General features: G+C 62.7%; 14 protein-coding genes. 4 read left to right on the top strand and 10 right to left on the bottom strand.

Features of this window, described 5'->3' with window-relative positions:
- Positions 1 to 11: 11 nt before the first annotated feature.
- Complete coding sequence (locus tag ACYVM5_RS03035; protein ID WP_460616703.1) at positions 12 to 434, top strand: response regulator; 423 nt, start codon at positions 12 to 14, stop codon at positions 432 to 434.
- Positions 435 to 470: 36 nt separating this feature from the next.
- Here the strand turns inward: ACYVM5_RS03035 and ACYVM5_RS03030 are convergent, their stop codons facing one another.
- On the bottom strand, positions 471 to 1,439 hold the full coding sequence (locus tag ACYVM5_RS03030) for a quinone oxidoreductase family protein (protein WP_460616702.1): 969 nt from the start codon (positions 1,437 to 1,439) through the stop codon (positions 471 to 473).
- 242 nt (positions 1,440 to 1,681) lie between these two features.
- The gene (locus ACYVM5_RS03025) at positions 1,682 to 2,446 is read right to left on the bottom strand and encodes an SDR family oxidoreductase (RefSeq protein WP_460616701.1); all 765 of its coding nucleotides are present in this window, start codon (positions 2,444 to 2,446) and stop codon (positions 1,682 to 1,684) included.
- A 171-nt stretch (positions 2,447 to 2,617) separates the two neighbouring features.
- Between ACYVM5_RS03025 and ACYVM5_RS03020 the strand changes: the two genes are divergently transcribed.
- Positions 2,618 to 3,046: a winged helix-turn-helix transcriptional regulator gene (locus ACYVM5_RS03020; protein ID WP_460616700.1), complete on the top strand. Its 429-nt coding sequence runs from the start codon at positions 2,618 to 2,620 to the stop codon at positions 3,044 to 3,046.
- A 96-nt stretch (positions 3,047 to 3,142) separates the two neighbouring features.
- Here ACYVM5_RS03020 and ACYVM5_RS03015 read toward each other — a convergent pair whose 3' ends face one another.
- The 8 genes from ACYVM5_RS03015 to ACYVM5_RS02980 form a co-directional block, all read right to left on the bottom strand.
- Positions 3,143 to 4,054 carry a DUF5996 family protein gene (locus tag ACYVM5_RS03015; RefSeq protein ID WP_460616699.1) on the bottom strand — a complete coding sequence of 304 codons (912 nt, stop codon included), beginning with the start codon at positions 4,052 to 4,054 and terminating at the stop codon, positions 3,143 to 3,145.
- Positions 4,055 to 4,163: 109 nt separating this feature from the next.
- Entirely contained in the window at positions 4,164 to 4,832 is a 669-nt protein-coding gene (locus ACYVM5_RS03010; protein ID WP_460616698.1) for a response regulator, read from the bottom strand.
- Positions 4,833 to 4,877: 45 nt separating this feature from the next.
- Positions 4,878 to 5,684 carry a sensor histidine kinase gene (locus ACYVM5_RS03005; protein WP_460616697.1) on the bottom strand — a complete coding sequence of 269 codons (807 nt, stop codon included), beginning with the start codon at positions 5,682 to 5,684 and terminating at the stop codon, positions 4,878 to 4,880.
- Positions 5,663 to 6,322, bottom strand: coding sequence for a hypothetical protein (locus ACYVM5_RS03000; protein ID WP_460616696.1), 660 nt, complete (start codon positions 6,320 to 6,322; stop codon positions 5,663 to 5,665). The genes ACYVM5_RS03005 and ACYVM5_RS03000 overlap by 22 nt, the downstream gene beginning before the upstream one ends.
- Before the next feature lie 59 nt (positions 6,323 to 6,381).
- Complete coding sequence (locus ACYVM5_RS02995; RefSeq protein WP_460616695.1) at positions 6,382 to 7,107, bottom strand: hypothetical protein; 726 nt, start codon at positions 7,105 to 7,107, stop codon at positions 6,382 to 6,384.
- Between the two features lie 361 nt (positions 7,108 to 7,468).
- Positions 7,469 to 8,719, bottom strand: a complete 1,251-nt coding sequence (locus ACYVM5_RS02990) for a DUF2264 domain-containing protein (RefSeq protein ID WP_460616694.1) — start codon at positions 8,717 to 8,719, stop codon at positions 7,469 to 7,471.
- Positions 8,720 to 8,746: 27 nt separating this feature from the next.
- Positions 8,747 to 9,868, bottom strand: a complete 1,122-nt coding sequence (locus ACYVM5_RS02985; RefSeq protein WP_460616693.1) for a glycoside hydrolase family 88/105 protein — start codon at positions 9,866 to 9,868, stop codon at positions 8,747 to 8,749.
- Between the two features lie 223 nt (positions 9,869 to 10,091).
- Positions 10,092 to 14,321: a hybrid sensor histidine kinase/response regulator transcription factor gene (locus ACYVM5_RS02980; RefSeq protein ID WP_460616692.1), complete on the bottom strand. Its 4,230-nt coding sequence runs from the start codon at positions 14,319 to 14,321 to the stop codon at positions 10,092 to 10,094.
- Between the two features lie 360 nt (positions 14,322 to 14,681).
- On the opposite strand from ACYVM5_RS02980, the gene ACYVM5_RS02975 reads away from it, so the two are divergent.
- Positions 14,682 to 16,565, top strand: coding sequence for a glycoside hydrolase family 35 protein (locus ACYVM5_RS02975; protein ID WP_460616691.1), 1,884 nt, complete (start codon positions 14,682 to 14,684; stop codon positions 16,563 to 16,565).
- 2 nt (positions 16,566 to 16,567) lie between these two features.
- On the top strand, positions 16,568 to 17,722 hold the full coding sequence (locus ACYVM5_RS02970) for a glycoside hydrolase family 43 protein (RefSeq protein ID WP_460616690.1): 1,155 nt from the start codon (positions 16,568 to 16,570) through the stop codon (positions 17,720 to 17,722).
- Positions 17,723 to 17,849 lie beyond the last annotated feature (127 nt).

Below are 17,849 nucleotides of genomic sequence, written 5' to 3'. Positions count from 1 at the left end.
GTTGAATCCCCATGCAAAAGCTTGCCTGCGTCCTGCTCGTCGATGACGACCCTACTGCCAACTACCTCAACCAGCTGCTGCTGAAGCGGCTGGCCGTGGCCGAGCAGGTGCTGGTGGCCCTTAACGGTAAGGAGGCACTGGACTTGCTGCACGTGCATTGCCAGACGCCCTTCGCCGATTGCCCGGTCCTGATTCTGCTGGATGTGAAAATGCCCGTGATGGACGGCTTCGCCTTTCTCGAAGCCTACGAGAAATTGCCCGCCGCCCAGCGCCAGGCCACCACCATCGTAATGCTCACTACCTCGCTGCACCCCCGCGACGTGGAGCGGGTGCAGCACCTCAACATCGGCGGCTTCTTCAACAAGCCCCTGAACCGGGAAAAGGTCGACGAAATCCTGAAAAAGCATTTCGGCCGCCAGCTGCCGCCCGAGTAAGCGGTTGCTCACTACGTAGCTCCCGGCTGCGCCGCGCTACGGAATCAACAAAATCTTGCCCGCGCTTTGGCGGCTTTCGAGGTAACGGTGGGCGGCAGCCCCCTCGGCCAATGCAAACTGCCTGGCGATGTGCACCCGCAGCTCCCCGGCCGCCACCAGCCCAAATAGCGCTGCGGCCCGGCGCTGCCGCTCCCCGCCTGAGTCGAGGTAATTCCACAAATCGCCGCCGGTCAGCGTCTTCGAAGCGTCCATGAGCTGGCGCGGGTCGACCGGGGCAGGGTCGCCGCCGGCCATGCCGTAGAATACCACCGTGCCCCGGGTTTTCACGGCTTCCAGGCTTTGAGCCAGGGTGCTGCCCACGCTGTCGTACACGGCATCGGGGCCCTGGCCGTGGGTATGGGCGCGTAGCTGGCCGACCCAGTCGTCGGAATATAAAAAAACGGCCTCGGCCCCGAGTTCGCGGGCCGTTGCGGCTTTTTCGGGCGACGAGGTGAGGCCCAGCACCCGGCCGCCGCGCTGCCGAATGAGCTGGGTGAGGAGCTGGCCCACGCCGCCGGCCACGGCGTGCACCGCCACCACATCGCCAGGCTGCACGGGGTAGCTGTCGTGGCTGAGGTAGTGGGCCGTGAGCCCCTGGAGCAGCAGCGCCGCCCCCAGCTCGAACGATACGCCGGCCGGCAGCGCCAGCAGCTTTTCGGCCGGGGCCAGCACCAGCTCGGCATTGGCAAAGGGCACGTCGGCAAAGGCTACCCGGTCGCCCGGGGCAAAGCCCGCCACCCCGGCCCCCACGGCTTCTACCACGCCGGCGGCTTCGTAGCCGGCCAGGTAGGGCGGCTGGCCCAGCAGGTGGTAATGCCCCTGGCGGCGGTACACGTCGGCATAGTTCAGGCCAATAGCGCGGGTGCGCACCAGTACCTCGCCGGGGCCGGGCGCCGCCGGGTCCGGTACTTCGGCATAATACAGGACCTCGGGGCCACCAAAGGCGTCAAAACAGAGGGCTTTCATAAATCGGAAAACAGTGTGGGAGGGCAAAATTAACCCCTGTTTTTCGCCCCACTGCCCGCCACTGGCCGCGCAGCCCCCAAGACAGCCAACACAAATGGCTTAGCCCATGCTAACCTGCACGCGGCCGTGCCGTCGCTCGACTACCGGCTATTTAACAACATACCGGCCGTTTGCAACGAGCAAACGGCCGGTATGTGGCTTACTTCGATGGGGCAGCCCGTGGCGCTTCCCAAGCCCTGGCCTTAAGCGTAGCGCATGGTGGCGCCGCCATCGGCCAGCACCTCGCTGCCCAGCATGAAGGAGGAATCATCCGACGCTAAGAACACGGCGACCCGGCCCATCTCGCGGGGCCGCCCGATGCGCTTGAGTGGAATCGACTCCACGAAGCCGGCCTTGACCTGGGCGATGACCTCGGCCGGCAACCCGAATTTGCCGAACACCGGCGTGTCGGTAGAGCCGGGGCTGAGCACGTTGACGCGGATGTTGCGCGCCAGCAAATCCAGGGAGAACGACCGGGCGAAGGAGATGACGCCGGCTTTGGCTGCCGAATAGGCCGACAACCCCGCCGACCCCTGGTGGGCCGAATTGGACGCCACCAGCACGATGGATGCGCCATCGTTCATGTGCGGCAGGGCCTTCTGCACCGTGAAGAAGACGCTTTTCAGGTTCAGGTCCACCGCGCGCTGAAAGTCGTCCTCCGTGGCGCTGGCCACCGAAGCGGCCGTGCCCACGCCAATGGCGCCGCCCGCGCTCACGACCAGCGTGTCGAGCTTGCCAAACCGGTCGGCCACGGCCTGGAACACACGCTCCAAATCCGCGAGCTGGGTCACGTCGCCCTGCAGGGCGATAAAGTCGTCGCCCAGCTCTTGGGCCGCGGCGTCCAGCGTTTCCCGGTTGCGGCCGACGATGGCGCCTTGGGCGCCTTCCTTCTGGAATTCCTGGGCAATGCCGAAGCCAATGCCGCTGTTGCCGCCGGTGATGACGGCTACTTTACCTTGTAGTTTCATGGGAAAAATGAATGAGTTGGGGGTATGAATAACCCCGCCTTGATTGAATCGCCCGACGTTGGGGCCAGCGCGGGATGCAAGAGTCAGCAGCGCGTATATTTGCTTGCTTTTTGCAAGTGCAAAGGTAGATTAATAAACTTGCAAAATGCAAGTAAAATTTATTTCCGCGTTATGAAACAGCCAAAACAGCGTTCTGCCTGCGCCTTGAGCACCTCGCTCGATATCCTGGGCGACAAGTGGACCTTGTTGATTTTGAGGGATATGCTATTCATCGGCAAATCTTCCTATGGAGAGTTTGCGCAAGCCGAAGAAAAAATGGCCACCAACATTCTGGCCGACCGGCTGGCCTTGCTGGAGTGCCAGGGCATCGTGACCAAGACCGTGGCGGCCGATAAAAAATCGAAGTTCACCTACCGCCTCACCGAGAAAGGGCTGGACCTGGCCCCGCTGATGGCGGAGTTTATTTTGTGGGGCCACAAGCACTGCGAAACCGTCGCTGATACGGCCTTGATGCTGGAATTGCGCCAGGACCAGGCCGGCACCATCCGCAAATACCAGGAGTTGGCCCGTGCCGCCGCGCGGCCAGCTGCCACGCTATAAAACGGACAATACGTACGCTTTGCCCGGAGCAAACGGTCCGGGTCGATTCGCTGGCACCACAGTCGGGCAACGAAGAGCTTTTGAATTCCTAAAAACCTACTGCCGCTCCAGCGCAGCGCGGTCCCAGTTCGACAAGTCGGCGGCAGCGGCGTAAGTGCTTTGCAGGAAGTCGAGCACGGTCTGGCGTGGGTTGGGGGCAGTGCGGGCGGCTTCGTAAGGGAGCAGAAATTCGCCCATTTCGGGATTGAAATAGGCCTCGGCGGGCTTAATAACGGCTTCGGCCAGGCCCGGCACGCCGGGATACACGTAGCTGTAGAAGGCGGCAGCCTGGCCGTTGCCGCCGGGCCACCAGCCCGCCGCGCTCTGCTCCGCCGAGTACGATTCGCGGGTTACCCAGTCGGCCAGGTGCGGGATACCGCCGGGGTGCGGCGGCGCGGGCCGCCCCGAGAAGCGCGTGACGGCCAAATCGAAGCTGCCCCAGAAGAAATGCACCGGGCTGCACTTGCCCGTGAAGCCGCCCCGGAACTCGTTGAGCACCGCATCGGCCCGTAGCAACACCTGCCAGAACTGCTGCACGGCGGCGGGGTCGTAGGAGCGGTGGTGTTCGTCCTCGGCAAAAGGCGTAGCCTCTTCCAGCTCCACCGGCACGGGCCAGATTTTGACATGGATGCCGGCTTCGCGCAGCAAAGCGCGGTAGTGGTGGTAGAAATCGGCCACGGAGCGGGGCTTCAGCGGCAGCTCACGGCTGCGGCCGTCGCTGGTGTGCAGACGCAGGCAGTGCTGGTTGAAGTCGAACACGACCTCGCAGCTGCCCCCGGCGTAGGGCATGGCGCCGGTGGAAAGGCCCCGCGGCGTCACGTACAGCGGCACCTGCCACCAGTGGTTCAGCATGGGGCTGAGCGCCAGGCGGGTTTTGCCCACTACCTGGGTCCAGAGGTGCAGGGTTTGGCGGGTGTCATCCCAGTTGGTGGGCAGGGCGGGCCAGAGGTCAGCAGCAGGTTCAGTCATGGCGAAGCAGGCCGGGACGGGAGGGATGCCGGCAGAAGTTAGCTTTCCTAAGTTAGGGAAAAACGCGGGTAAACTGCCTGCGAAAGCCGGACCTGCTGACGCCCCGGGGCTACTGGTCGAGCAAGCCGTGCTTGGCGGCAAACACAACCAGGGCCGCCACGCTGGACGCCCCGGTTTTTTCCAGCAGCTTCTGCCAGTGCCCTTCCACGGTGCGGCGGCTGATGAACAGCTGCTCAGCGATTTCGCTTGCCCGGTGGCCCTGGCAAATCAGGCGCAGCACTTCTTCCTCGCGCGGGGTAAACTGCAGCAGTTCCGGAAGTTTGGTGATGGGCTGGCGGCTGGGCTTTTGCACCCCGCGCATGAGCGCCCGCGACATGCGGGGCGTGAAGTGGTAGCCCGTGCTGAGCACCTCCTGGATGGCCTGCACCAGCTCTTCCTGGGTGGCATCTTTGGGCAGGTAGCTGCGGGCTCCCAGCTTCATCATCTGGGTGATGTATTTGTCGGCCGAAAACATGGAAAGCACGATGATTTTCAGCTCCGGAAACTCCGCCAGCAGGAGTTGCGCCACTTCCGGCCCATCCATCTGGGGCATCTGCAAATCGAGGAACACCACATCGGGCAGCTGCTGCCGGCACAAGGCCACCAGTTCGGCGGCCTCGGCCATCTCCGTGATGCTGGCCACGTAGGGCAACGGTTCGAGAATGTAGCGCAACCCCTGGCGGAAAAGGGGGTGGTCGTCGAGAAGGGCGATGTGGACGGGGGCGATGGGGGAGACCATAGAGTGGGGTGGGACCTAAGTGTAACGAAGAAAATAAAAATAAAATTAACTCGACGGTAGCGGCAGCTCCACCACCATGCGGGTGCCCTGGCCGGGGGCGCTGTGGCGGCGCAGGCTGGCGCGCAGCATCTGCACCCGTACCTCGATGCTGCGCAGGCCCGCGCCGCCGTTTTTGCGCCCCGCGCCGTTGGCTCCGGCCGCAAACCCGCAGCCATCGTCCTCCACGACCAGCGTCAGGAGCTGGGGGGTTTGGTGCAGTTGCACCGCGAGGTAGGTGGCGCCCTTGGCGTGCTTGAGGGCATTGTGCAGCAGCTCCTGGCAAATGCGGTACAGGGCCAGCTCCTGGGCCAGGGCCAGGGGCTGGCCATACTCCAGGGCCAGCCCGATGGGCAGCTGGCCCGTTTCGTTGCACACGTCCACCAGGTGCTGAATGGCCTCGGCCAGGCCGTAGCGCGACAGCACGGCCGGGTACAGGCTGTGCGACACGCTGCGCACGTCCTGCACGGCAGTGGTCATGAGTTCTTCGATGAGGGCCAGCAGGTCGGGCGGCGGGGCTTGGTTGGGCAGGCTGGTGAGCCGGTTGACCAGGAGCTTGGCCGTGGCCACGGTCGAGCCGATGCCATCGTGCAGGTCCTGGCCAATGCGCTCACGCTCGCCTTCCTGCGCCTCGATAATGGCCACCAGCAGCTGCTGCTGATGAATGGCTTCGGCCGTGCGCATGTGGAGCTGCTGCTGCAGCAGGCGCTTTTGGTACGTCACCAGAAAAACCAGCAGCGTGCCGGCCGCCAGCAGCATGACGCCGATGCCCGCAAACAGCAGCTGGCCAAAGGTTACTTCCGCTGGGGGAGCCATAAGGCCAGGCTGTAGCAGCTATAAAGCATAATGAACAGAAAGGAATGTATCATCCAGACATTCGCATTCAGCTGGTGCGAATAATGCAGGAGGTAGTTGCTGAAAATGGCAATCTGCAAATACCCCAGATAATATATTAATAAGCCTGCCGACACCCAGAACATGGGCTCGCGCCGCAGCTGCAGCACGCGCAGCTCGCGCAGCAATTTGCGAAAATACAATCCCACCAGCCCCAGCACCAGCACGCCCTGAATCACCTGCTGGCCGGGCCGGAACTGGGCGAGCGTGCCCGCCGCCAGACTGTCGAACAAGGCATACGCCGCAAAGCCGCCTACCAGCCAGGGCACGGCCCGGGTGAAGGTAGGCGACTGCAGCGTTTGCCGAAACACCAGGGCCAGAAGCAGGAACTCGCCCACGGCATACACCGGCATCAGAAAGAGGTTGCTACGGTGCTGAATCATTAACGTGTAAGCCAACACGTTCATCGGCAGGATGAAGCCAATAAGCGCGGTGAGGTAACGCAGATTAAGCGGCAACTGGCGGAAGCGAATCAGGCCGATGATGCCCGCCACCAGCACCGGCAGCATGGTCAGCCGCAACACCAGCTGCTGCAAGGAAAGATGGAAAAGGTCGGTCATGGCAGCAATCGCCTTCTTCCTTCAGAGCTGGCAATTAAAGAGTTGCTTATGGTCAGGGCTCAGGTATTGGGCGGAGAAGGGAAGGCCATATCAAAATCGACCCGTGCGGCCCCGGCACCGCGGGCAGCCTGGCCCAGGGCAGGCGCCTGGAGCACCAGGCCGAACGTACTCGTCAGTTCCGCCTCCGAAGTGGCGGTGGGGGCGTGGTACTGGTGCAGGCCCAGGCCCAGGTCGATGTTCTCACCGGTTTCGTAGAGCACCGATACAAAGTCTTTTATCTCAAAGTTGTAGCCTTCGAGCACAGCGGGGTCGTGCGAGTCGCTGGTGTAGGTGGTGAACATATCCGTCGTGATTTCCGCCGCCGCCTGCCAGTTTTGCTGCCAGGTAGAAGCCAGGTCATCAGGAATCGGCTCGCATACTTTCGCGTCTGGGTTGTCAGCCGCGTAGTATTGCTCGGGCAGGTAGTAGGCCGACAACCGGTAGCCCGTGGCATCGGTGGCAAACAGGGCAAGGCTAAACTGCTTTCGGGCGGAACCGGGCATCAGCAGAAACCGGGCTTTAATCTGGCGCACGCCCACGGCCGAAACCAGCCATTGGATGCGCTCCAGCGGAAAGTTGAAGGTCAGCAGCCGGGAATCGGTTGACGTGAAGAAAGCATCGGTGAGGGGGGTGCCGCTGGGCTGCCCGGCGAACACCTTCCATGCCGCCGCGTACTGGTTGAAGTCGCTTTCGCTAAGCAGGTAGGAGGTAGTGACAGCGGTAGTAGTTGTTTCGGTGTTTGTCATTGAAATCAGGTGGGAAGATTGGTGAAATGCGTTTGCGGTTTTGAAAGTGCGAATAATGCCGACCAACTTGAATGACGAGGGCAGAAGCATCGTGAAAGCAGACCGGATAATCGTCCAAATGCCAGCATCGCAGCTGTGCAAAGGACAGCGGCAAGCCAGGTTTGCGCTCGCGTAGAAATACGGTGTTTTAGAACCGGGTAATTATACGGGGAGGGCCAAAGGTATTGAGCGCGCGGCATCCGGGCCAGGCGGCGCCGCCAACCAACCAAAGCGGGAATGAAATTGTCTGAAAAAGCCTCGTGTAGTGTGCCGAATGCGGAGGCAGCCGGGCCGGCCTGTTTGCCGCTCTTGCCGGCCACTATCACAGCGCGTGGTCCGTCTTCACATCCTGGCCCGACCAGATTTGGCGGGCGGTCCAGTCCTGCGCCGGGCTGGTCCAGAACGGGTCGTTCGCGGGTAGGCCCAAGGGCAGAAACGCGGTGGTGCACAGGTACAGGCTACCCGTCGAGATATACGTTTCGCCGATGCCCGGCTGGTGGCCGCACAGCCCGATTTGCAGCCAGCCCTGCGCGTCGAACGTGCCTTTGGGCTCCAGCGTGCGGCGAATCACGGCCGTGAGGGCGCTGCGGACCTGCCCAGCCGGCAGTTCGGCCGGCAACAGCTGCTGCAAGCTGACCTGCGCCAAGTGCTGAAAGGCCCCGCAGCGGTACGCCAGCGAGCGCCCGAAGGCCGCAAACGAGCCATCGGGCGCAATCAGCCGCTCCTGCACGGCGGCGTAGCGCCGGGCGCGGGCCTGCAGGCGCTCCAATAGCTCCTTGCTCTCCTTGCCGGCCGCTACCAGCGTGCCCACCACATCCAGCAGCATGGGCTGGATAACGTAGCTGTTGTAGTAGTCCCAGTGAAAATCGGGCCCATCGCCGTAGATGCCGTCGCCCTTGTACCAGGTTTGGTGCTCCTTGATGGCGTAGTCCATCCGCATCAAATCGCCGCTGCCCGTGAACTTGAGCAGCGCGGCCTCAATAATGCCGCTGAACAATAGCCAGTTGCTATACACTGGCTTGATGACGCGGCTGCTTTGCAGCGCCTGCACCAGCTGCTGCTGCGTGGCAGCGGGCAGCTTGCCCCACAGCTGAGTGGGCGCACGCAGCAACGCGTGCGCCAGAAAAGCCGCATCCACCACCGGCTGGCCGCCTTGGGTAAAGTTGAAGAAGCCCGGCGACTGCGGGTCTACGGCGTGGGCGATGGCCTGGCGGGCTTGTTCGGCGGCGTGCTGCTGGCGGTCGGTTTCGGTGGCTGGCACGTCGGCTAGTTCCAGCCAGGGGGCCAGGCCGGCCAAGGTACGGCCCAGGGCTTCGAGGTGCGTGACGCGGCGGCGGCCTTCCTGCTGCCCGGCCGCTGATTCCACGGGCATGTCGGTCTTGAGTTTACCTTCGGCCCCGGCTTTCAGCACCGGCTCCACGATGCGCAGCAGGGTGGTTACCCAATAGTCGCGGTCGGCCACCGGTTTAGAGGAAGTGCCGGGCAGTGCGGTAGCAGCGGGCAGGGCCACGGCTGGCAGCGACAGCGCCGACAGGCCCGCCCCAACCCCCGTGATGAATGAGCGTCGCTTCATAAGTAACGGGGCCAAAACGGCGCTAAATCAACGCTTGAGCTTGATGACTTCAGAGCCGGCCAGCAGGAAAGCTCCGGTGCCGTACACCTCCCAGCTCTCGGCCGAAAAGTCGCGGCGCGGGTCGGCCCCGATGGGCTGCACCCAGCCCACGCGGCCTTCCGGCGATACCACTTTATTGAGGGCCACCCAGGCTTTTTGCACGGCGGGCAGGTAGGTGGCTTTATTCAGAATACCGTTATTGATGCCCCAGGCCATAGCGTAGGCATCGAAGCCCGAGCCCGAAGTTTCGCCGCCGGGGTAGGCGGCCGGGTCGAGCAGGCTGGAGCGCCACAGGCCGTCGGGCTGCTGCAACTGCACCAGCCGAGCACTCATTTCCTTAAACAGGCCTACGTAGAAAGGCCGCGTGGGATGGTTGGCAGGCAGCTCCTGGAGAATCTGCACCAAGCCGCCCATCACCCAGCCATTGCCCCGGCTCCAGAAAATGCGCTGGCCGTTGCTCTCCTTTTTGCCTTCGCCGGCCGCGTTCCACAGGTAGGAAGCATCGCGCGAAAACAGATGCTCCGAGTGGTTGAACAGCCGCCGGTAGGTCTGCTGATACAGCGTGTCGCTCAGGGCTACGTATTTGGGCTGATTCTCAATCAGGCCCAGCTTCACCAGCACGGGCGGGCCCATAAAAAGGGCATCGCACCACCACCAGGCAATGCCGTTTTTTTCCACCTCGGGGCCGGGCACGGTGCGAAATTTCTCCACTACGGCCAGGGTGGGCTCAATCATGCGCCGGTCCTTTTTCAGGCGATAGAGGTTGAGGTAGGTCTGGCAGATGGCAATGTCGTCGGCGTGGTCGTAGCGACGGTCGGGCTGCCAGTTAGTGCGCTCGCCCATGGCCATGAGCGAGTCGAGAATCAGCTTCGACTTGGTGGTCTGGTACGCGGCAAACACGCCGGAATAGAACGCGCCGTTGGTCCAGTCCGTGACCTTGTGCTTGGGGTGCGCCAGCTGCCACCTAGTAGCTTTCAGCAGCTGCTGCTTGATGAATTTGGGTTTGAAAACGGCCTTGTCGGTGGCGGTCATTTCCTGGGCGTGGCCGGCGCGGCCGAGGCCCAGAGCCAGCAGCAGCCCGCAGGCCAGCGGACGAAGAGAAAGGAGCATGAGGGTGGGGTAGGAGAGTGGGGCCGGCGGGATTTGGCAACGGCGAAAACTGACCGCAATACTAGGAGCTTGCGCCGGGATTTGGCGGGGGCGTTTTGGGGGATTAGGGGGGCGGTATTCGTCTGGTGATTTGGGGGAGTGTTGATTATCAGTAGGACACATAAGGACGTCATGCAGAGCGCAGCGAAGCATGACGTTCTGCCCTATTTGCGTTTCTGCCCTTTCACCCCACCGGCTCCGCCGGCGCAGCTTCGCGGCCCTGCCGATGCTGCTTGGCATATTCCGACGGCGACACGTTGTAGATTTTCTGAAACGCCTTGCGGAAATACTTCGCGTCCTCAATCCCCACCTCGAAGGCTATTTCTGATACGCGCATCTGGGTTTGGGCCAGGAGCTGGGCGGCGCGCTTCATCCGCACATCGCGGATAAATTCCACGGCCGTCTGGCCGGTGATACTCTTGATGCGGCGGTAGAAAACCGACTGGCTCATGGCCATTTCCTTCACCAGCACCTGCACGCTGAACTCGGAATTGTCGAGGTTCTGCTCCACCACGGCCATGGCCTGTTCCAGGAATTGGCGGTCGGCATCGGCCACCACTATTTCGGTGGGTTCCAGTAGGATGTGGCGCTGGTAGTATTCGTGCAGCTTGCGGCGGTTGCGGAGCAGGGTGCCGGCTTTGGCTTGCAAGATACTGGGGTTGAAGGGCTTGCTCATGTACTCATCGGCCCCCATGCCGAGGCCTTCGAGCTCCTGGGTTTCGGCGGTGCGGGCCGTGAGCAGCAGCACCGGAATGTGTGCCGTTTTAGGATGCTGCTTGATTTTCTGGCACAGCTCCAGCCCGTCGCTGCGCGGCATCATCACATCCGAGATGATGAGGTCAGGTAGCTGGGCCAGCGCCTTATCCCAGCCCTCGATGCCGTCCTCGGCGGTCAGTACTTCGTATTCGCTATCAAATAGTTGGTGCAGGTAGGTGCGCAGCTCGTTGTTGTCTTCCACCACCAGCAGGCGCGGCAGGCGGGCAGTGGCAAACTCGGCTTCGGCGGGTTCTGGCTCGACTAGCGAAGCTGTTTCGACCTCGGCTTCGGCAGGTAGGGGTGCCAACTCGGCTGGGCTGGTATCCAGCGTAGGTTCCTCGTCCTGAATGTCTTCAGCCTGCAAGTGCTGACGGCCGAAGGGCAGGCGCAGCTCAAATGTGGTGCCCAGGCCTTCGCCGCTGGAAGCGGTGAGAGTACCCCCGTGCCGCTCGGCAAACTGCCGGGCCAACGACAGGCCGATGCCCGTGCCCGTCATGCGCAGCGTGTTGGTATGCGAGGCTTGATAATACGGGTCAAAAATGCGCTCCAGTTCGTAGTATTTGACGCCCACGCCGTTGTCAGCCACTGTGACTTTCAGGTAATTGCCGGTGAGCCGGCCCTTTGTGTACACGGCCTCACCGCCCGGGTTGCCCACCGGGGTGGCGGCCAGCTCCACGCGGCCGTTGGGGCGGGTGTACTTGAAGGCATTGGCCAGCAGGTTGGTCAGGATGATTTCCAGCTTGCTGCGGTCGAAGTAAAGCGGCACGGGCTCGGTGGGCAGGTCGAGTACGTAGCGCACGCCCCGCTCCTCGGCTTTGAGGCGGAAGGTGGCGTAGAGGTCGGTGATAAACTGCACGGTATCAGCGTAGCTGGCACGCAGGGGCACGTTGCCGGTTTCCACCTTGCGGAAATCGAGCAGCTGGTTCACGAGGTCGAGCAGCTTGCGGGTTTGCTTGTGCATGAGGCCCACTTTGTCGCGCAGGTTGGGCACCGGGCCGGGGCTGCTCATTATTTCCTCCATCGGCCCCAGTATCAGCGTCAACGGCGTGCGCAGCTCGTGCGAAACATTGGTGAAAAAGCCCAGCTTGAGGCCGGTCAGCTCCTTTTCTTTTTCAGTCTGAAACTGCTCCAGCGCCACCCGGTTTTTCAGGCGCTGCTGGGCCATTTCGATGCGGCGATACAGCGCTAATCCGCCCAGCAGCACAAGGGTGTAAAGGGCATATGCCCAGCCGGTTTTGTACCACGGCGCGCGCACATCGAACTGCATAGTGGCGGCTTTTTTCGACCACGCGCCCTCGCCGTTGCTGGCCTTCACCTCGAACGTGTACTGGCCCGGCGGCAGGTTGGCGAAGCTGGCCGTGCGCTGGCCGGGGGCCGGGTACACCCAGTCCGGATTATAACCCACCAGCCGGTAGGCATAGCGGTTTTTCTGCGGGTTGGCGTAGTTCAGCCCCACAAATTCCACCGAAAAGTCATTTTCCGAAGCCCGGATAGTCACCGTCTGGGGCGTGGAAAGCGGCTGCGGCAGCACGACATGGCCATTAAAGGTCTTGCCCACCGCCACCAGCTGGTTGGCAATGCGCAGGCCCGTGAGCTGCACCACCGGCGCGTAAGGGTTGGGCTGAATGGCGTGCGGCTGGAAGTAGCTGATGCCGTTGATGCCCCCGAAATACAGGGTGCCATCGGCGGCCCGGGCGGCGGCCCCAATCTTGAAGGCGTTGCTTTGCAGGCCGTCGGCCACGTCGTAGCGCAGGTAACTTTTGGTGGCCGGCGTGAAGCGGTAGAGGCCCGTGCCGCCAATCCAAAGGTGGCCCTCATCATCGGCCAGAATGCTTTCCACGTCGGTTTCGGGCAAGTATTTGGCGAGGCTGCGCACCGTTTCGTGGCCCTGCGCATCGGTCACGAGCTGGTGCAGGCCCCCGCCGATGGTGCCAATCCAAAGCGTGCCGTGTTCATCAAATAGCAGCGGCCATATGTAGTTCACACGCAGGCCGTCGGCTGCACTTGGCGTGGCCTTGAACTGCTTGAGCAGCACCAGAGAATCAGCCGTGACGCGTAGTTTCAGCAGGCCCGCGTCCACAGTGCTGGCCCATAGCACGTCCTGGCGGCGGTCATAAAGCAGGTAGGTGAACTGGTCGGTGGGCAGGGTGCGGCCCTTGCGGTACGCGCTCAGGAACTTGCCCTCGGCGCTTAGGCGCACCAGCCCGGCCGTGAATGTGGCCGCCCACAGCGTGCCAAACCGGTCTTCGGCCATGGCTTCCACGCTGGCGCTGGTCAGGTCGGGGCCGTTGGGCAGTTGGCCGTAGGTACGCAGGGTTTCGTGGCCGCCGCCGCGCGTGAGGCTGCTGAGGCCGTTGGTGCGCGTGCCAAACCAGAGGGTGCCGTTGCGGGTCTGGAAGATGGAGGCCACGTCGACACCTCGGGTCGCGCCGGCCCACTGCTGATTGAGGTAGCTGTGGGTGGTGTGGTGGGCTAAGTCGTAGCCATACACCCCGTTGCGGGTGCCCGACCATAAGATATTGCGCCCCTCTTCCTTATAAACGGTGTTGATGTAGTTATTAGCCAGCGTGGAGCCGCCCGCCAGTTGCTGGCGCAGCCGGCCAAATGGCTTCTGCCGCAGGTCCACTTTATTCAGCCCGCCCGCCGACGCGCACAGCCACATAATCTGGTTGCGGTCCTCAAAAATCTGGTGGATGCGCTCGGAATTGATGCCGAACGGCTCGGTATCCTGCGGCAGCAGCAGGGTGGGGGCGGCGCGTAGCGGCGGGGCCGTGCCAGTCACAGTCCCCGCCTCCCACACGTACAGCCCATAAATGGTGCCCACCCAGAGCCGCCCAAACGAGTCTAAGTTCAGTGCCTGCAGCACCGGGTAGGTTTGCGGCTGGGGGTGGGCGCGCAGCTCGCGCACGGTGCGGCGGTTGGCCGCGCTCACCCAGAATACCTGCTGGTCGGCCCCAATCCAGAGGTCGCCGCGGTGGTCGATGTGCAACACGCGCACTGGCTGGGTTAGCTCGGTAGGCTCAGCCGCCAAATCCCGGTTTTCGGGCCGAATCACGCGCAGGCCGTGGTTGAAAGTGCCCAACCAGACTTTGCCCTCCGTATCGGTGGCCAGGCTAGTTATATTGTATTGCTCAGCGGGGTGGCTGGCCGGGGGGGGCACCTGGCGCAGGTCGCGCAGGTGGCCCTGCGGGTCGAAACTTAGCACAAACAGCCCCTCGGTGGGCGTGCCGGCCCAGAGCCGGCCCTGCTTGTCGGAAGCCAGCGCGGCAATGCTGCACTGCGACAGGCGCAGCATCAGCGGGCGAAAAGCGGCCGGTACCTGCTGCTCGTTGTAGTTCAGCAGGTGGTCGGCGGCGGCATCGTAGAGGCCCAGGCCGGCGCGCTCCGTGCCGGCCCACAGGCGGCCGTCGGGGGCCACGTGCAGGGCCTTAATGCGGTTGCCCGAAACGCCGTTGTGCGGGTTGATGGGCAGCATGTACTGCTTGAGATGGTAGCCGTCGTAGCGGTCGATGCCCCGGTTGGTGCCCACCCAGATGAAGCCGGCGCGGTCCTGGGCCACGGCCATGCCGTCGGAGTGCGAGAGGCCCTGGTCGACGGTCAGGTGCTCGAAGCGGAAGGCGCTCGGCGCTACGTCCTGGGCCTGTGCGCCGAGGCTCAAGAGTAAAAGAAGGAAGCAGAAAGCCCACTTGAGGGCATGTGAAGCCTGCATGTTTGGGTGGGATTTAGATGCAGAAAGAAGGAAGACGAAAACGGCAAGCAAACAACTCCGGGGTGGCTGGTTGACTCAGATTGCTCCCAAGTTGCCCGCCAAGGTAACCGTTTTGCAATCAGATTACATCCTGCACTTTCCGATAAGGATGTGGGCCCGTTTTTCTGGTCCGGCAGCCAATTACCCCCGCCTTTTTAACGAAAATGCCCCCCGGCCGCCGCATAACCTGCCGATAGTTTTGCCCTCCTAATTATTCCTGAAAGGCTCAAAAGCAAGCCTCCCTACGCTGCCACAAAACGACTCCCAAACGTGCCCACTCTTTCCTCTTTTTTCCATCATCTGCGCCGCCTGCTGCCTCTGCTGGCGGTGGCCGGCCTGAGCCTGGCTGGTACGCCGCCCATGCCGCCGGCCGCCCACACCTTCGGCCTTGCCGCCGATAATTTTATGCTCGATGGCAAGCCCTTCCAGATGATTTCGGGCGAGCTGCACTACCCGCGTATTCCCCGCGAAGCCTGGCGCGCCCGCCTCAAAATGGCCAAAGCCATGGGCCTGAATACGGTGGGCACCTACGTATTCTGGAACGCGCACGAGCCCCAGCCGGGCCGGTACGATTTCACGGGCAACAACGACGTGGCTGCCTTCGTGAAGATGGCTCAGGAAGAAGGTCTCTGGGTGGTATTGCGCCCCAGCCCCTACGTGTGCGCCGAGTGGGAATTCGGTGGCTACCCGTACTGGCTCCAGAACGTGCCCGGCCTGAAAGTGCGCAGCCAGGAACCGCAGTACGTGGCCGCCTACCGCCGCTACATCCAGGCGGTGGGCAAGCAGCTCGCGCCGCTGCAAGTCAACCACGGCGGCCCCATACTCATGGTGCAGGTCGAGAATGAGTACGGTTCCTACGGTTCTGATAAAGAATATCTTGCGCTGAACAAAAAGCTGTTTGAAGAAGCCGGATTCGATGGGCTGCTCTATACCTGTGACCCGGTGAAGGACGTAGCCGCCGGCCACCTCGACGGTCTGCTGCCCGCCGTGAACGGTACCGACAAGCCGCGCCAGATTCGGCAGCTGGTTAACGCCAACCACGGTGGCAAAGGCCCTTATTATGTGGCCGAATGGTACCCGGCATGGTTCGATTGGTGGGGCGCGCCACACCACACCGTGCCCGCCAGCAAGTACACGCCGGGCCTCGATTCGGTGCTGAAAGCCGGTATGTCCATCAACATGTACATGTTTCACGGCGGCAGCACGCGCGGCTTCATGAACGGGGCCAACTACAAGGGTGACAGCTCGCACTACGAGCCCCAGGTGAGCAGCTACGACTACGACGCGCCTCTCGACGAAGCCGGCAATGCCACACCCAAGTTTCTGGCCTTTAGAGAAGTAATTGCCAAATACCGGCCCGCCGGGCAGCCACTGCCACCAGTGCCGCCCGCCCGCCCCAGCGCTGCCCTGCCGGCCCTGCAACTCACCAGCGCTACAAGCCTGCTCAACCGCCTGCCCGCGCCCGTGGCCAGCGCCACGCCCCTCACCTTCGAAGAGCTGAAACAGGCCTACGGCTTCGTGCTCTACCGCACCACGGTGCCCGGCGGCGGCACCAAAATGCTGAAGCTGAACGACGTGCGTGACTACGCGGTAGTCATGGTGAACGGCCAGCGCGTGGGCACCCTCGACCGCCGCCTGCGGCAGGACCAACTGAAATTAGCCCTGCCCGCAGGCCCGGTGCAGCTCGATATTCTGGTGGAAAACATGGGCCGCGTCAACTTCGGCGAATACCTGCTCCAGAATACCAAAGGCATCACCAAAAGCGCGCAGCTGGATGGCAAGGAGTTGAAGGACTGGCGGATGTACGGCCTGCCTTTCGACCAAGCTCCGGCCGTGGCCAAAGCCGCGACGCAAGCCCCAGCCGCCAGCAGCGGGCCGGTGCTGCGCTCCGTCACATTCACCGTGGCTCAGCCCATTGACACCTACCTCGACCTGCGCGCCTGGGGCAAAGGCAGCGTATGGGTGAACGGCCACAACCTGGGCCGCTACTGGGCCATCGGCCCGCAGCAAACCCTCTACGTGCCGGCCGAATGGCTGAAAAAAGGCGCCAACGAAATCACGGTGCTGGAGCTGCTGAAGCCCCGCCAGACGGCGCTGCCTTTTCTCAATCATTCCATCCTCAGCGAGTTGCGGCCAGCCGCAGCCAGCCTCTAGTTATGAAAAAGTCTCTCTTGATAATGGCGTTGCTGGCAGTGTCTGGGTTGGCGCAAGCGCAACGCGCGGCTTTCGAGCCCGGCAAGGTGTGGCCCGACAACAAAGGCACCCACCTGAACGCCCACGGCGCGGGCGTGCTCTACGACAAAGGCCGCTACTACCTGTTTGGCGAGCACAAGATTGCGGGGCCGAAGGGAAACAGCGCCCAGGTGGGCGTGCACTGCTACTCCTCCAAAGACCTGTATAACTGGACCGATGAGGGCATTGCGCTGGCGGTAGCGCCCGCCGGCTCGGGCTCCGAAATTGAGCAGGGCAGCATCATCGAGCGGCCCAAAGTGGTGTTCAATAAAAAGACGGGCAAGTACGTGATGTGGTTCCACCTGGAGCTGAAGGGCAAGGGCTACGCTGCCGCCCGCACCGCCGTGGCCGTGAGCGACAAACCTGCCGGCCCGTTCCGCTACGTGCGCTCCTTCCGGCCCGGCGTGGGTCAGTGGCCACTGGGCTTCAAAGAAGAATGGAAAAAGCCCCTGCCAAATGAGGCCAGCCTGAAAGGATGGACTCCGGAGTGGAAAAAAGCCGTGGCCGAAGGCCTGTTTGTCCGGCGCGATTTCGAGCCCGGCCAGATGGCCCGCGACATGACCATCTTCGTGGACGACGACGGCAAAGCCTACAACATCCATTCCTCGGAAGAAAACCTGACGCTGCACGTAGCCGAGCTGACGGCTGATTACCAGGGCTTTACGGGGCGCTGGAACACCATTGCGCCGGCCGGGCACAACGAGGCCCCGGCCATCTGCAAGCGTGGCGGCAAGTACTACCTCATCACCTCGGGCTGCACTGGCTGGGCACCCAATGCGGCCCGCTCGTTCGTGGCCTCGTCCATCTGGGGGCCGTGGCAGCAGCTGGAAAACCCGGCCACCGGCCCCGATGCCGACTCCACCTACCACTCCCAAAGCACCTACCTGCTGCCGGTGGCGGGCCGCCAAGACGCCTTCATTTTCATGGCCGACCGCTGGACGCCGAAGAACCCCATCGACGGCGGCTACATCTGGCTGCCGTTGCGCTTCGAGGGCGACCAGCCCCGCCTGCAATGGGCCGACCGCTGGAACCTGAGCGCGTTCGACACCGCCAAAGCAAAAGGAGCCGTCAATCCTTAGCTCGCAAGCTCACGATTCAGCGGTCTGGAAGGCCAACCCCTACGGTTAATAATATAAGTATCATGTTATTAATACAATGGTTGAATTTTCACAATCGATTGTCTGGCTTGGAGGCCTAATTCGTCCC

The organism is Hymenobacter ruber, from assembly GCF_054783255.1.
This window is presented reverse-complemented; position numbering and strand designations above follow the sequence as displayed.

Coding starts and splice junctions, on each gene's coding strand:
- ACYVM5_RS03020 (WP_460616700.1), top strand. CDS start 2,618: ATGAAACAGCCAAAACAGCGTTCTGCCTGCGCCTTGAGCACCTCGCTC.
- ACYVM5_RS03010 (WP_460616698.1), bottom strand. CDS start 4,832: ATGGTCTCCCCCATCGCCCCCGTCCACATCGCCCTTCTCGACGACCAC.
- ACYVM5_RS03000 (WP_460616696.1), bottom strand. CDS start 6,322: ATGACCGACCTTTTCCATCTTTCCTTGCAGCAGCTGGTGTTGCGGCTG.
- ACYVM5_RS03025 (WP_460616701.1), bottom strand. CDS start 2,446: ATGAAACTACAAGGTAAAGTAGCCGTCATCACCGGCGGCAACAGCGGC.
- ACYVM5_RS02990 (WP_460616694.1), bottom strand. CDS start 8,719: ATGAAGCGACGCTCATTCATCACGGGGGTTGGGGCGGGCCTGTCGGCG.
- ACYVM5_RS03035 (WP_460616703.1), top strand. CDS start 12: ATGCAAAAGCTTGCCTGCGTCCTGCTCGTCGATGACGACCCTACTGCC.
- ACYVM5_RS02995 (WP_460616695.1), bottom strand. CDS start 7,107: ATGACAAACACCGAAACAACTACTACCGCTGTCACTACCTCCTACCTG.
- ACYVM5_RS03030 (WP_460616702.1), bottom strand. CDS start 1,439: ATGAAAGCCCTCTGTTTTGACGCCTTTGGTGGCCCCGAGGTCCTGTAT.
- ACYVM5_RS02970 (WP_460616690.1), top strand. CDS start 16,568: ATGAAAAAGTCTCTCTTGATAATGGCGTTGCTGGCAGTGTCTGGGTTG.
- ACYVM5_RS03015 (WP_460616699.1), bottom strand. CDS start 4,054: ATGACTGAACCTGCTGCTGACCTCTGGCCCGCCCTGCCCACCAACTGG.
- ACYVM5_RS02985 (WP_460616693.1), bottom strand. CDS start 9,868: ATGCTCCTTTCTCTTCGTCCGCTGGCCTGCGGGCTGCTGCTGGCTCTG.
- ACYVM5_RS03005 (WP_460616697.1), bottom strand. CDS start 5,684: ATGGCTCCCCCAGCGGAAGTAACCTTTGGCCAGCTGCTGTTTGCGGGC.